We start from the raw sequence: 14,893 nt of genomic DNA, 5'->3' as shown, positions 1-14,893 counted from the left end.
ACGGCGCCCCATTATTGGCTCTTGATATCGAGCTTGTCTTTCACCTGTGTTTTGAAGTCGGCGAGAGTCTTCTCCCGGCTCTTCTTGCCGTTAGCGTATTCGCGCACCTGGTCACGCCAGATCAGGTTGATCGATTCGTCAAACTGAGTCAGGTTCTTGCCCGATGCGTTGGCATTGGCCGGAACGAAGATGTCGAACATGTTCTGGCCGCCGAGCAGCGGAACGGTGCCGTTGGATTTCTTCATGACCACGGCGGAGGCGACGCTGTCCTTCGTGCCTTGCTCTCCTGCCTTCATGGTCCCGTTGGCCCAGAAGTTCTGGAGGCCGGTGTCGGAGGTATCCAGAGTGACCCACTTCACAAAGTCGGATACCGCTTGTTTCTTGGCTTGATCCTTCACAACATCCTTGTTGGCGAGCAGCCAAGTGCCGCCCCAGAAGAAGCCGGTCGTCGGTTCGGTAGCGGCCCAGTCGCCGTTGGTGCCCTTCACTTGAGCGTTCATGACGTAGTTGATCAGCCAAGCCGGACCGAAGAAGCCGAATGCCGGTTTGGTGCCGGTGCCGGACATGTCCGCATACCATGCCTCTGTCCAGTCCTTCGTATCGTTGGAATATCCGTTGTCCTTCAGCTTCTTGGAGAAGTCCAGGAACTGTTCACGCTTCGGGTCGATATGAAGCTTGCCGTCCACGATCCAGCCCTTATCGGAGCTGTTCTCGATGGGGTGCCAGATATCTCCGTCGCCAGATACGATGGCCACATTTTTCTTCCTGAGCTTCTCAGCCGCTTCGAAGAACTTGTCCCAACCAGGGCCGATTTCCTTCTTGATGGCGGCGGGATCGTCGGTTCCGAATACGTCCTTGGCAATCGAGCGGCGATAGATGAAGGCACCGCCGGTGGCTTGGTAACCGAGGGCCTTCAGCTTGCCTTCCTTGGTTCCGATGTCCACGGAATACTGGGCGATTCCGGCATCCTTGACCATCTGATCGGTCAGGCCCAAGTCGGCATAATTCGCTGCATAGCTGGATGCATTGCCTTGGGAGTACTTCAGGACGAAGGCGGATTCGGCAGCATAGAGATCCGGAGCGTCCTTGCCTCCGGCGGCAAGAGCTTGGTCAAGAGCCGGCTGATAGGCACCTTCCGTAGTGGCGATTACGGTGGTTTTGAATTCGACGTTCGCATTCGGATGGGTCTCCAGATACTTGGCTGTCATCTTCGGAATTTCGTCGGTGAAGGACCAGAGATTGACGGTGACTTTACTTCCTGTCTTGCCTGCGGATGTAGCCGCCGGGCTGGCTGCGGTACCGGCTGCCGGGCTGGTCGAAGGACTGGTGCTGCTTCCGGAGTCGGAGCTTTCGGAGCCACACGCTGCAAGAACGGACAGCATCATGACGGCAGCAGTAGAGACGGCAAATGTACGTTTCAAGTAAAGAACCTCCCTATATTTGTTAATGTAACTGCTTACATTGTAACTTGGATCATGAAAGCGCATAAGGGTACGGCGTTTGGGAAAAGGTCATCTTTTTTTGGGGATGGAAAAAGGAGAGGAGAATCAGCCGGTGAGGGTATAATGGTAAAGTGGGCGGAGGAGGGGGCCGTAACCCTGCTCTATTCCGCGAAGACGGAGGAGCGGAATCAGGCCGTCGTGCTTGCAGAATTTATACTTAACTGTCCAAGGAGGAGCAGCTCATGACGATTTCCGGACAAACCATCGTTCCGCATTTATGGTACGACCAAGAGGCGAAGGAAGCAGCCGAGCTCTACACGTCCATCTTCCCGGACTCCCGGATTACGCATGTCGCAACCCTGCGCGACACCCCCTCCGGGGACAGTGAGATCGTTTCCTTCGAGATCTGGGGACAGAAGTTCCAGGCCATCAGTGCCGGGCCGCATTTCAAGCTCAATCCGTCGATTTCGTTCACGGTGTACTTTGACCCCTCCCGGGTGCAAGATTCGGAAGAGAAGCTCATTACGGCGTGGAACCGATTATCTGAGGGCGGCATGGCCTTGATGCCGCTGGATAAGTATCCGTTCAGTGAGAGGTATGGCTGGATCCAGGACCGGTACGGGTTGTCGTGGCAGTTAACTCTTGCCGGCCCGGATCGGGGAGATCGGCCTGCGGTCGTGACATCGCTGTTGTTCGTCGGCGATCAGTGCGGCCGGGCGGAGGAGGCGATGCAGTTCTATAAGTCCGTCTTCCGGAACTCCAAGCAGGGAATGATCGCCCGTTACCCCGCAGGCATGGAGCCGGACCGGGAAGGGACCGTCATGTTCTCCGAATTCATGCTGGAGCAGCAATGGTTCACCGCGATGGACAGCGCGCACGAGCACCGTTTCCAATTCAATGAGGCGGTCTCTCTGATGGTCTATTGCGATAGCCAAGAGGAGATCGATGCCTATTGGGAGAAGCTCTCCGCCGTTCCGGAGGCCGAGCAGTGCGGATGGCTGAAGGACCGGTTCGGCGTATCCTGGCAGATTGTCCCGAGAGAGATGAACGAGATGATGAGCAAGGGGACGCCGGAGCAGCTGGAGCGGGTCACGCAGGCGTTCCTCCAGATGAAGAAGTTCAATCTGGCGGAGTTGAGGCAGGCCTATAAGGGGATATAAGAAAGGACTCGCCCGGGATGTGGTTCCGGGCGAATTTTTTTGTCCCTGGGATTCAAGAACTATCTACCGTGGTATGAGGCGAGATCCTTTGTGGCAAATTAAGTTAAACTAGGATCAGGGGAGGAAACGACTGTGTCGGAACAACCACAGCTGACATCATCGGTCCCCATTCCCGTTGGATTTACGGCTCAAGATGTCAATAAGGACGCACCCAGGCTATACGATCACGGGTTCGACATCATGTTCATCCGGCTGGTGAAGAAGATCAGCATGGCCCTGCATGTGCTTAATATCGCCATGTCCTTCCGTGAGGACATCATCTCATTGTATAAAGAGTTGACGGCCTTCACACAGGAGACGTACCGAATCTGCACGAAGTATCTATTGGACCGAGGGCTGATCGGGCGCCCACCGTATACCACCATGCCCCAATCCGTGGAATTTGTGAAGGACACCGCGTATTTGGGCAGCTTGAATCCGTTCAGCGAGAAGCGGACGCTGAACACCATAGAAGTCGCTCATCTGTATCATGCCATTGAATCCAATACGGTTGGGATGCAGATGATTCTGGGCTTCGCACAGAGCGCCCAGCTGCCGGAGACGAAGAAGTTCTTCTACCAAGGGGCGGAGCTTGCCAAGAGCATCATTAAGGAGCTGAGCGAAACCCTGCTGGAAAGCGATGTTACGGCAACGCTGCCTTCCGGAGGGAATGCGACGGAGTCCACGGTCCCCCCTTTTTCGGATAAGCTCATGATGTACTGCGTCAGCTTATTCTGCAGCTTTTCCTTGGGGGGGAACTCCTTGGGGACAGTGTTCAGCTTGCGGAATGATCTGCCGGCCAAGATGACGATCTTCATGAAGGATATCTTCGAGTATGCCCATGAAGCGGCGAAGATGATGATCCGGAACGGCTGGTTGGAAGAGCCTCCGCAGATGGACCGCCATAAGCAGCTGGCTGAAGTGTAACGCCTCGGATTGAAGAAACCCACGGCCGAATCCGGCCGTGGGTTATTGCTGTGGATCGGCCCGGAGGCCATCCCTTCGGTATCAGTTTTCCGTTTGCTTGGCCTTCAGCAGGTCCCGGATCTCCGCCAGCAGCACCTGGTCCTTGGTTGGCTCCGGAGGTGCAGAGGGCTTCGTTTCTTCCTTTCGCTTGAACTTGCCAAGCACCTTGATCATCAGGAAGATGGAGAAGGACACGATGAAGAAGTCGACCACGGACTGGAGGAAGGCCCCGTATTTCACAATCGTATCCCCGTACTGGAATTGAAGGTCGTTCAGGTTGATGCCGCCGACCAGCACGCCGATGATCGGCATCAAGATGTCGTTGACCAAGGACGTGACGATCTTGCCAAAAGCCGCACCGATGATGACCCCGATGGCGAGGTCCAGGACGTTGCCCTTCAGGGCGAAGGTTTTGAATTCCTTCCACATGGCATATTCCTCCTCTTGTCTAGAGCTGCAGCTATTATACCATAAGAGAGTTTGTTCATCTGTCGTCATGATTCGACATAAAACGCGTCCTTCGATTGGTATCTCTTTCATAATGAGTATATATATTTACAAATTGGTGGAATTACCAACAAAGTCCTATCCCAAATTATAACATTCTGTTACAATTCATAGTACTACGTACCCATAGGAGGGTTAACCTTTGACCAGTTCCAGAATTATGAAGTGGATTTCGGGCTCGATGGAAATTATTCTGGCCATTCCGCTGTTGGGGGCCGCCATCGTCATCGGCAGCTTCTATTCCGCATTGGGCATCATGCTGATCATTCATATCGTGACGCTGATCCTGTCCAAGAGCAACAATGAACCGATCTACGGCTCGGTTCTGGGTATTGTCACATCCTTGCTGGCCTGGATCCCGTTCGTTGGATGGGTCCTGCACTTGCTGACGGGCATCTTCCTGATGGTGACCGCTGCCAAGAAGAGCACGCCGGCAGGCCACCAGTTTCATGGTTAAGGGAAGAACCGTTCCTCTCCCCATAGGGAGATGAAGAGATGGGGCTGATCTTACGCTCAAGTGTCGAGACACTTGGCGCAGGATCAGCCCCATTGGTTTATTTGCCGATCGATTGAAGGATGTTCAGCACCAGCGCGGCGTAGACGGCATCCAATCCTTTACCGGACTGGGCCCGGACCTCATGGCGCAGGGCATTCAGGGCGTTGCGTGCCTTCTTGGCGTCATCTCCGGCTGCCTGCACCTGCTTCACCTTGGCCAAGAGGCTGTTCAACAGCTGCGGCTTCTTCAGGTAGCCGTTATCGAAGCCGGCTTGGAAGAGAGCGTCCAAATGGGCGGCATCCATATAGACCGTAAAGGACCGCGTGACCGTCGTGGAGTGCCCGGCCAGGTCGCTTGCGGTGGCGGCGAGGGTGTGTTCGCCGAGAGAGAGCCCCAGCGGCGGAAGCTCGACCGGATTATCGATCGGACTGCCGTCCAGGGTGACGGTCAACGTATCCACTCCGCTGCTTGCGTCGGTTGCCGAGATCAGGGGGCGGAGTCCGTCGCTGATCAGCACCCGCGTGAGCTCCGGAATGGTAACGGCCGGGCCCGTAAGATCGAGGGAGATGGTCGTTTCCTGCTCGGCTTCCCGGTTGCCCGCCAGGTCTACGCTGTAGAAGCGCAGGGTGTGAATGCCTTCCGTGTCGATGCGGAGGGAGCTTCCGGTCCGATAAGCGGTCCCGTCCAGGCTGTAATAGGTTGCGGCAACGCCGCTCCCGGCGTCGGACGCTTGAAGCGTAATGTCCACGGGCTGGGTCTGCCAGCCCGCCGGCGCATGCTGAATCGTAGTGACGGGAGGGACTGTATCCGCAGGGGGCTTGCCGGTCAAGAGCAGCACGCCGTACACGGAGGTATCCATATATCCGGTCCCGGTCGTGTCATTCCAAGCCGCTACGCTGATGCGGGAGCCGTCCTTGGCGTCGTTAATCTGGACGTCGAAGCCCACCTTGGCCTCGTTCACCGGGGTGATTGCGCTGAGCGGAATCTTCGCCTCAACCGTATAGCTGGTTCCGGTTACTTGGGTTGCGGAGACGAAGCCGTTCGAGAGGGCGGCCGGATTGAAGGTCGTAGCGTTGTCATAGCTGATCCGGTATTGGCCGTCATCGTCCTGGTAATAGGAGGTCTTCCCGTTGTTCGGATCCAGGAAGATCTCCACGGAATCCTGCTCCCACGCATTGGCATTGCTCTTGTTCAGCTGGGAGTCGGTCACCTGCACCAGGATGTACAGGTTGTGGTCGTCCCACAGTGCCCGGGCTGTGCCGGCAGCCCCTTGCCAAGCCATCTGATACCGGTTCACCGGCATCGCGGGAGCCCGCTCCCAGACCGTGTCCGCCGCACCGTCGATAACGGGAGTGCCGTATGCGGCTTGGGAGACGAGTGCGGTTCTGGACTCAGGCACGTGCTCCGCCATATACTTCTCCGGGTCGATGACCCCGTAATAGGCCAGCTTGGCTTGCAGACCCTTGTCGAACAAGCAGGGATTGGAGGAGGCTCTCCAGCTCGTGTTGTCATCCATGCCCCAGAAGGTGACGCGTTCGATCCGGTCGGCATGGGCCTTGAAGAGCTTCATCAGCTGGGCATACAGATAGCCTTGGGCGGCAGCCTGCTTGTCGGTCATCGTATAGTTGCTGCCGGCTTGAATATCCAGCTCCGTGATGCTGATCGTGACCCCCAGGGAAAGGAACTTCTCCAAGGACAGCTTCACATTCTCCGGATTCGTGCTCAAGGAGTAGTGGGCCTGCATGCCGACGCCGTCGACGAGGAGCTTGCCGGGGTGCGACTGCGCATACCGGTCATTGAGATCCTTCACCATGTTGTAGATGGCGGTGGCTTTGTTCTGGTTGTCCTCGTTGTAATCGTTATAGTACAGCTTGACGCTCCATTCCGGATGTTCGTCCAGCACCGCCCTTGCCGTTAGGAACGCCTGCTCGACGTAATCCGGGCCGATGGCCTGATACCAGGGGGACTTGCGCAGCGACGCCCGGTAATCCGCCGGGGCGGACGGGTTATCGCTCATAGCTTCGTTGACCACATCCCAGGAGAAGACCTTGCCGCCAAAATGCTCCATGACCGTCCGGATATGGGTCCGCAGGTTCGTGAGCGCTTCATCCCGGCTCAACGGGACCGTGCCGCCCTGGGCGTCGGTGGCCGTATTCAGCCAGGCCGGGGACTGCTGGTGCCAGACCAGGACGTGGCCGTGCATCTTCATGCCTGCCGCAAGCACCTGGTTCACCATGGAATCGGCGGCGGTGAAGGTGAAGTTCCCCTTCGAAGGCTGCAGGGCATCGGGCTTCATGGCATTGCCGGCGGTGGCGATATTGTGGTGCAGCTTCAAGAGATCCAGCCGGACGCCCTGAAGATCCTCCGCCGTAATGGCGTTGCCGATCAGGAAATCGTCCTTATAGGCCGTCTTGACCGGAGTCAGGTCCTTCTGGATGGTAATGGGGCCTGAGCCCGTACTTTCGAAGCGGATATCATCGATATAAAAAGACGCGGTCGCATTGCTGGAGCTCTCCACATAAACCGTCAGATACTCGCTGCTGACGTTATTGTAGCGGTAGGTGCCCTGAAGCTCTACCCAACCGTCGCCGGTGCTGACGGTTTTCGCCGCCAGACTGACATAATTGGCTCCGCTGTCCTGGGCAATCTGGGTGGCCAGCTGGAGCTGGGAGCTGTCCGGTGAGATCAATTTTACCCAAGCGGTAATCCGGTACTCATAGCCTTTGTCCACATACTTCTCCACGCGCAAGGACGGGCCGTTCCAGTTCTGGGTCCTTCCCTCGACCTTCAGGGCGTAAGCGCCGTTAGCCGTATGGTTGGCTTCGTTGGTGACAGTGAGCTTCTCCGTACTGCCCCGGGGTGCAAACCCGCCCGAGGTCTGATCCTCGAAGGTTACGGGAGTGAAGGGAAGAGCGGGCGGGCGATCCGGATCCGTCGGGGTTGTATCCGCTTTCTTGACAATCAGCAGATCACCGATGTAGAAGGGAACGGAGGCGCCTTCCGTGTTGGATTGGACGCGCAGTGCCGTATCCTTGCCGGTATCCACGGTGAATTCCTTGGTCAGGGTCAAGGCTCCGCCGGCCGTATACTTCGCACCTGCCAGCCAGCCGTAGCTGTTGACGGTCTGCAGGAAGGCTTGGGCTCCGCTGGGAATGGCGGCGTCCGCATCCACGTAGAGCGACACGGTAACGGTGTACGTCTGTCCATTCTGCAGGCCCAGATCGGCGAACCGGAAGTCGGCCGCATCCCAGTTGTTCTTACGGTTACCGACATACAAGGCGGCTCCGTCCTCGTTGCCGGCGAAGGCCTTGCCGGTGACGGGCGTCAGGGTGGCACCGCCTGAGGGTACTGCGGCGCCTTTGCCATTGGCGAAGGTCTCATGAAAGACCGTGATGGAATCCGCTGCTGCCGCGGCGGATTCGGCATGGGCCTGCGGGGTCAGATCCCCTGGTGGAAGAAGGAGCATCGCTGCAAGAAAAGCCGGGAAGATCGACTTGAACCATGTTCTCATTCGTTGGATTCCTCCTACAGAAATTGGAAGTGCCGTGCAATCTGATGGTAATGCAAAAGAAAGCGCTTTACACTGCATAAATTAAAGAAAAAACCTTATATTTTATAGGTTCAGGATATGACAAGTTTCCTGGCTGACGTTCGACAGGTTTCCGATTATGTTGTTGAAAATTAGGAAAAATAGCACATTTGTATCAGGAAATTTGTAGGATTTATAGTACATTATAATAGAAATAGTTAAATATACATGCGACGGGGGTAATGAAAGAATGGCTTACTGTACTGAATGCGGGCAATTGCTAACGGAAGATGCCACACATGTGTGTTCGAACACGGTGACGAAGCAAAGCAACGGAAAGGTGGACAAGTCCCTCCTGGTTCATCTCCTGAAGAACCCGCAGGCGGGCTTGAATCTGAATCCCGCAACGGACTTTATCTACGGGCTGATCGGCATGGGGGCTTCATTGGCAGGATTTTTCATCTGGGGGCTGGCACTAAAGAAGAAATTGGTCGATTCCATCTCGGGTACCGTTGGATCGGTCGGCAAGGACCTGTTCGGAAATTCCTTTAAAAGTGCGGTATCCGAGGTGGGAAGTAAAGTACCTCTTGCAACAAACCTGCTGCTGCTCGGCATCATCTCGCTTCTGGTTCTGTTCGGGGCTCTTTGGCTTCTGGGCAACTGGAAGGGCCAAGTAAAGATGGGATGGAAGGAAATCGTAACCTACCTTGGTACGATGCAGCTGCCATTCGGAGCCGCATATGCGGCAGCCGCCATTCTCGCCTTCCTTTCCCTTAAATTATCCCTGCTGCTGGTGGCCGTTGGCTTGCTGACTGCGTTGCTGATGACGTGTTTTGGGGCGCAGGAGATCTATCAGTACTCCAAGGAGCAGCGCTTTGCTCAATATGGAATGTCCATGGCTCTGTATGCAGTCATTGTGCTCGTGGCCTCGAACATCCTGTTGAAGGATGCCTTCAGTTCGCTCATTTTACCTTAAGAAGAGGCGGTGCACGATATTGTATTGCGGTCAATGTGGGGAACAAATAAAAACGGGTGACCGGTTCTGCGGACACTGCGGCACGCCGACGGGTAAGCGGCCGGAGAAGCCCTTGGTTATACCGAAGGTGGCCCTTAGCCCGAAGGCCAAAAGGCTGATTTGGATAGCGGCAGGGGTTGTTGGGGTGTGTCTCATCGGTTACGGGGCAGCTCATTATACCTATGGGCCATCCTCGCCGGCGGCATTGGAGAAGAAAGCAATGGCTGCATTGTCGGAGAGCGATATCGACAAGCTTGTCCGATACCTCGATCCCGAGCAGGCCAAGGCATTATCACAACCGGATGCTCTGGCGGCTTTCCAGAAGAGCTTGGATGACAACATGAAGAAAAAATACGAATCCGCGTTTCAAAGCGCGGCTGCAATGGCGAAGTCCAAGGATGGGAATGGCCGGACCAAGGAGCTTGCCGTGAGCGGTACGATGGTTCAATTCGTCAGCCATTCGAGCTGGAGGGGAACCCGTTGGAGCTTCCATATCACTCCCGCCGAGCTGGAGGTTCAGAAGATCGGTCAGCTGAAGATGGACGTACGTATCGGCGACCTGCAGGCTCTGGAAGGCAAGTTCGCGAACCTCTGGCCCTCGGTCTACCATTATGAAGCGAAGATCAGCAACGATTATGCATCGGAGGATCTGTCAGGAAACGTTGATCTGACGGTGTCGAAGTCGAAGGCGTTGGACCTGGCCCGCAATCTGAAGACCAAATTATCGATCCGGCTGCCGCAGGTCAAAAATCTGAGCTTCACGCTGAACGGGAAGCCGCTTGAGGCTCAGCAGCAGGACCTGACTCTATCTCCTGCACCTCAAGATGCTAAGTTCCAGGTAAAGGGAAAGGTTCTAGGCCTGCCGATCGAGGAGAGTGTTGCGATAGACACCTCCAAGACCTCTCAAGTTAATCTGGCGGAGCCGATGAATAAAGGAATCAGCAAAGCGGCGGTCAAAGTCATTTATGATGCTGCCTTATCATGGTGTCAGGCGGATAACGCAGGCGATCCTGCCTTATTGAGGGCCGCCAATCCGGAGGGCGCATACTATAAGAACGCAGCCGCCAAAATGACCGCGCCATCGAGCAATAAAACGACCCTTGTGAAGGTTGCGGTGGATCCCAGCACCATTCAGATCAAGGACGATGGAATCGTAGTGGAGGCTACCGAGCATTACCTCTATGAAAAGAGCACTTCCTTCTTCTTGGATGAGAAGAATAGTATGGTCAATTGGAGATACACCCTTCAGAAGATGCCTGATAAAGACGAATGGTGGATTGTGTCTCATGACAGTGTGTTCTTGGGCCGCAATCTGTTCAATCTCAAGACCGCAGAGGTGAAAACCAATCCGGACGCCCCAGCAGCGAACTGATGGTCGATGATTTCTCCCCGAGCACCTGCAGATGCAGGTGCTTTTTGCCGTGCGGGTGTATGGCAACACTACGCAAAAACAACTATCATATGGGAATATTTCTCATCCTGGGTTTGTATACATAAGGCATGCCCGGGAGGAGGCGCCATTGATGCAGATTGCCGAGATCATGTCCATTGTCAAGACCGTCACCACGATACCGCAGACACAGCTTCAGAGGAGGATCTTGAACGCAATTCAATGTACGAACGGGGGAGTGAGAAGCACCTTCTTTCCGTCCGTGGCGCCGGTCAATCCCTTGACTTACCAAGCGCCGCAAGGACAAGCGCGGTTCAACGATTTGGCGGTCCAGTATATGGCGTTCGTCCTGTCCCTGTCGACGGCGCGCTCGTTCCATACGACCGTACGGAATGTTGGATACGGTACCATTCAGACGTGGTTCGGGGCCAACGGCACCACCTTGGGGCTGTGGATGATGCTGGATGTGCTGCTGCAGGATCATGGGCTTGCCCGGATGTTGGACAACCATGACGAGAGCCTGCAAGCGCTGCTGCAGAGCGGGAAGGACTCCGTCTTCGTGAGCGGCTTCCTGGTGGAGTGCGATACGGAGGGCAGCTACCTGCCGGCGAAGCTCTTCCTTCATCTCTACAATGTACTGGATCCGAGCGGGCAAGCGCTGCAGGCGGTTCTGCCCGTCTGGCAGAACGAGACCCGGTGGACGGTCATTCAGAATTATGCCGCCGAGAATTGGTTCGAGACGGTCACGCCGCTGTTCGCCCAGGATACGGATGCCTTCAACACCGTCAAAGGAGCGGTCGATCACGCCATCTCGATCCGGACGGGACCTTACTCGTATACCCGCCGGGAGGTCATCGATTCCACCCCGACAGGCATGCCGATCTACGGGAACGTGTCGCACGAGCGGTACGAATACGGCGAAACGGTGCTGAATTGGCTGAATCTGCCCGACGGTCCCCTGCGCTATGGGATGCGGAGCGGGAATATGCCCGACAATTACGAGGAGAAGAAGCCCGACGACTCCGGCTGCGTCCGGGAGCATACGCCGATCCGCATGGCGGACGGCAGCGTGAAGCCGGTTCAGGACCTGGTTCCCGGCGATCTGGTGCTGAACGGCTACGGGACCTTCTCGGTCTGCTCGACGGAGAGGATTCATAACCCCTTCGTCCGGGAGATGTACGGCATCAACGACGAGCCGCCCTTTATGTCGCCGGAGCATGCTCTGATGACCGACCGGGGCTGGTGCAGCTTGAACCCGTACCTGAGCCGAAGGCTGAACCCCGGCGTCTCCCTTCACCGGCTGCAGGTGGGGGATATGGTGTGGCGGTTCGGCACCCTGGAGAACGGGAGATTGGCCGTCGAGAAGGTACCCGTCCTGCGGATCCACGCCGAGCGGGCGGAGGCGGGAGAGGGCTTCGTCGGCTATGACCTGCATTTCTCCGAGGGCTACCATTCTTACTTCGCCCGGGACTATCTGTGCCTCCTGAGCTATCCGGAGATTACGGTCGCCAACCTCTTGGCGAACCTCCGGAGCAGGATGAGCCCGGCTGAGGAAATCCGGTTCATTCGCCTGCTAAGAGACCATGATGAGCTGTTCCGTAAAGTTTTCGGCCACGAGGCCATGAATCATTTCCACTATTCCATATCCAGGCAGGAGGGACCTTGATAGATGATCATTCCCCATCTGGCGGTGAACGTCCGCCCTAACGGTCTTCAGGATAGCCGGCATGCCGTCCGTCCCATGGATCGGCTGTCTCTGTTCAATCATCAGGTGATCGTAGACGGCCAACCGGCGGTCACCCACCGGGACCAAGACCATTACTACTGGCGGAGAATCAATGATGCGGGGCAGGAGGAGTACGGCGCGCTCAAATTAGCCCCCCACGGGCTGATGGCCCATGGCGCGGTGTCGGCCGGAGGGCAGACGTCCGGCTTCACGGCGGATGCGAAGATCCGCTACAACACCACGGTGGACCAGACGGCGTGGTTCCAATTCGAGATGGGGTTCGCTTCGGACGACCAGGGCTCGAGGCACGCCTTCGGCACCTTCATCAGCCCGGACGATCCGGCGGCCAGCCAGGCGCTGAATCAGTATACGACCCTGCTCTTCACGATCGTGCAGAACGACCGGCAGGAGGATGTCCTGCATGTCCATTTTGATATCAATCCGACGTTCTGTTCCTTGGGGTATTCCCCGTGGATTGCCGGAGATTTCAACTTTACGATGGATTACAGCCGGTTCTCGGGATCGGTGTATGAGTACGACGAGAGTGCGTCCGATTACCACGGCGCCTCGCACAATCTGTCGGGGGTCTATGCGGATACGCCTACACTCGCGAAGCTGATATCCGCCGTTCAGGCTTACCATGCCGAGCACCCGCCGGAGGGCCCTGCCCTGAAGACCGGCTTTACGGCTCCGCCTGCGAGCCTTGCACCCGCCTATGCCTTGAAGGATTCCATCGAACGGTCGGTGGAGGATCTGTTCACCCTGCCTACGCCGGATATGGAGAACCTCCATCAGCTCAGCTTCTCCAAGCTGAAGTCGCTGATGCTGTACGCCATCGATGACAAGTGGAGGGGCTGGTTCGGAGAGAAGAAGCCGGATGTGGGGGCCAGCGGTCCCTTAACCCAAGATGACGTCGCCCTGTTAAGCGATGCATCCATCAAAAGCTTCCTGACCGACCGGTTCGCGGTCGGCTACTTGACCCAAGCCTTCTCGCAGAGCGATGACGACAAGATCAAGAAGCAGTATGACGGCGTGCCGGGCTACGGGGATAAGCTCAATTATTTCTGGAAGGGCAGCGATGACGGCTGTTTCGCCCAGGAGAAGGGCTACAATCTGGCCACGGCGTCCCTGATGGACAGCGCCTTCGCCAGCTGCGTCCCGGGACTGGAAGGCTACTTGTCCGACCAGCCGGCGGGATGGGCCAAGAAGCTCTATGACTATTGCACCCAGCCCTTCACGCTGAACGGGCTGGCCCTGCAGAACACGCTGGACGGGCGCAAGCGGCTGACCCATCTGTGCACGATGCTCCACTCTCTGGATCAGGAGGCACGGGTCCCGACAGGAGACGGCAAGCAGGTCACCTATGCCACCTCCTTGTACTCCCAGGTGATGGATATCCGGCTGAACTTCGTCATGGCCCGGTTCTCCTCGGACAACAAGGAGGAGGGAGTCGAGTTCCTGACCGAATTCTACAAGCAGTACTTCAACTCCCTCCTGGCCGGCGGCAAGTGGCAGGATGACGTGCTGAACGCCGCGAAGCAGGACCTGGCCGAGCTTATGAAGGAGTTCGAGGCCGACAAGGTCGACGATCTGGTGAACAAAATGGGGGATATCATCGCCAACTCCCTGGATATCCTGATCGAGCTTCGGAACCTGCCGCTGCCGGCCCGGATCAATTCGTGGGTGACGCGGAACCCGAAGATCTCCAAGGCCTTCGGCCGAACCATGACCATTGCCGTGTATGGGCTTAGCATCTTCGCCTCAGTGCAGGCGTTCATGGGATGGAAGGACCTGAAGAAGCAGGAGAAGGTGCAGGCCGTCATCAATCTGGTGGACGTGGCTGCCAACATATTCAGCGACATCGTGAAGTTCACGGCCGCCTCCAAGCTGGCCTCCGCCCAATCGGCGATCATGGACATCATGCAGGCGGAGAACGACATCCGGACCGCCATGGACCTGCAGCAGTTCTCGGAAATCGCCGGACGGATGGGCGTGCAGGTGGATATCGAGCTGGCGGAGATCAGCGCGCCCGGCCTGGGCCAGGCCGGGGCGGCGGCCAGTGAGGCGCTGGCGGAGGCCGGATCGGTGGAAGAGGCGGCGGCCCGCTGGATGACCTTCTCCAAGGTGGCGGGAGCGTTCGCCCAAGGCATGACCATTCTGGCTCTGGGAGCAGCCTGCGTCTGCACGGGCTTCCAGGTGGCCAACGACTTCTCGTCGGGGCAGCCGGTGGCGGTGAAGGTGCTGGACATCATCGAGATGGTGGCCAACGGAGTCGCCTTCCTGGTGGAGGCCGGGGTGGGGATCGCGGCATTGGCCGGCATCGAGGTCTGCTCCGTCATCCCGATCATCGGCGTCGTCGCTGCGGTGGTGGGAATCGTGGTAGCCATCGTGACGCTGTTCGTCCACCGGAATCCGCCGCCCACGCCGGAGGAGAAGTTCGTGGAGGAGCACAGCGTCCCGTTCATCAAGGGGATCCTGAGCCCGCCGGCCGCTTGGCTGGCAGCCCAGCAGAAGATCGCCGATCACCTGAACGGCACCGCCACGCCGACGAATGCGGCGTTGGCTTAGGGAAGGGAAAGCACCGCGCAGCCTTGGGCTGGCTGCGGTGCTTTTTGCTGAGCGG

General features: G+C 57.2%; 10 protein-coding genes and 1 pseudogene. 8 read left to right on the top strand and 3 right to left on the bottom strand.

Annotation, left to right across the window (positions count from 1 at the left end; all coding sequences use genetic code 11):
- Nucleotides 1-11: 11 nt before the first annotated feature.
- Nucleotides 12-1,421, bottom strand: coding sequence for an ABC transporter substrate-binding protein (locus ACSEXW_RS15225; RefSeq protein WP_438447027.1), 1,410 nt, complete (start codon nt 1,419-1,421; stop codon nt 12-14).
- Nucleotides 1,422-1,684: 263 nt separating this feature from the next.
- On the opposite strand from ACSEXW_RS15225, the gene ACSEXW_RS15220 reads away from it, so the two are divergent.
- Nucleotides 1,685-2,602 (top strand): VOC family protein, encoded by a 918-nt coding sequence (locus tag ACSEXW_RS15220; protein ID WP_438447026.1) that lies wholly within the window; start codon nt 1,685-1,687, stop codon nt 2,600-2,602.
- A 132-nt stretch (nt 2,603-2,734) separates the two neighbouring features.
- Nucleotides 2,735-3,568 carry a DUF3231 family protein gene (locus ACSEXW_RS15215; RefSeq protein WP_438447025.1) on the top strand — a complete coding sequence of 278 codons (834 nt, stop codon included), beginning with the start codon at nt 2,735-2,737 and terminating at the stop codon, nt 3,566-3,568.
- An 81-nt stretch (nt 3,569-3,649) separates the two neighbouring features.
- On the opposite strand, the gene mscL is transcribed toward ACSEXW_RS15215, so the two are convergent.
- The gene (mscL, locus tag ACSEXW_RS15210; protein ID WP_438447024.1) at nt 3,650-4,036 is read right to left on the bottom strand and encodes a large conductance mechanosensitive channel protein MscL; all 387 of its coding nucleotides are present in this window, start codon (nt 4,034-4,036) and stop codon (nt 3,650-3,652) included.
- A gap of 220 nt (nt 4,037-4,256) precedes the next feature.
- Here mscL and ACSEXW_RS15205 point away from each other — a divergent pair, with 220 nt between their 5' ends.
- Complete coding sequence (locus tag ACSEXW_RS15205; RefSeq protein WP_438447023.1) at nt 4,257-4,571, top strand: hypothetical protein; 315 nt, start codon at nt 4,257-4,259, stop codon at nt 4,569-4,571.
- A gap of 97 nt (nt 4,572-4,668) precedes the next feature.
- Here ACSEXW_RS15205 and ACSEXW_RS15200 read toward each other — a convergent pair whose 3' ends face one another.
- Nucleotides 4,669-8,121: an endo-1,4-beta-xylanase gene (locus ACSEXW_RS15200; RefSeq protein ID WP_438447022.1), complete on the bottom strand. Its 3,453-nt coding sequence runs from the start codon at nt 8,119-8,121 to the stop codon at nt 4,669-4,671.
- Nucleotides 8,122-8,527: 406 nt separating this feature from the next.
- Between ACSEXW_RS15200 and ACSEXW_RS15195 the strand changes: the two genes are divergently transcribed.
- From ACSEXW_RS15195 to ACSEXW_RS15175, 5 genes and pseudogenes are all read left to right on the top strand, one after another.
- On the top strand, nt 8,528-9,115 hold the full coding sequence (locus ACSEXW_RS15195; protein ID WP_438447021.1) for a hypothetical protein: 588 nt from the start codon (nt 8,528-8,530) through the stop codon (nt 9,113-9,115).
- Nucleotides 9,087-9,197: pseudogene (locus ACSEXW_RS15190) on the top strand (zinc-ribbon domain-containing protein); the annotation flags it as partial. The gene ACSEXW_RS15195 and the pseudogene ACSEXW_RS15190, both read left to right, overlap by 29 nt.
- A gap of 177 nt (nt 9,198-9,374) precedes the next feature.
- Nucleotides 9,375-10,526 (top strand): hypothetical protein, encoded by a 1,152-nt coding sequence (locus tag ACSEXW_RS15185; protein WP_438447159.1) that lies wholly within the window; start codon nt 9,375-9,377, stop codon nt 10,524-10,526.
- A 151-nt stretch (nt 10,527-10,677) separates the two neighbouring features.
- Nucleotides 10,678-12,210, top strand: a complete 1,533-nt coding sequence (locus tag ACSEXW_RS15180) for a hypothetical protein (protein WP_438447020.1) — start codon at nt 10,678-10,680, stop codon at nt 12,208-12,210.
- Nucleotides 12,211-12,213: 3 nt separating this feature from the next.
- The gene (locus ACSEXW_RS15175; protein WP_438447019.1) at nt 12,214-14,838 is read left to right on the top strand and encodes a hypothetical protein; all 2,625 of its coding nucleotides are present in this window, start codon (nt 12,214-12,216) and stop codon (nt 14,836-14,838) included.
- The last annotated feature ends 55 nt before the right edge of the window (nt 14,839-14,893 follow it).

It is taken from the genome of Oryzibacillus soli, from assembly GCF_051594765.1.
GTDB lineage: Bacteria > Bacillota > Bacilli > Paenibacillales > NBRC-103111 > Paenibacillus_AR.
The sequence above is the reverse complement of the archived record's forward strand: the minus strand, read 5'-3'. Positions and strand labels throughout refer to the sequence as shown.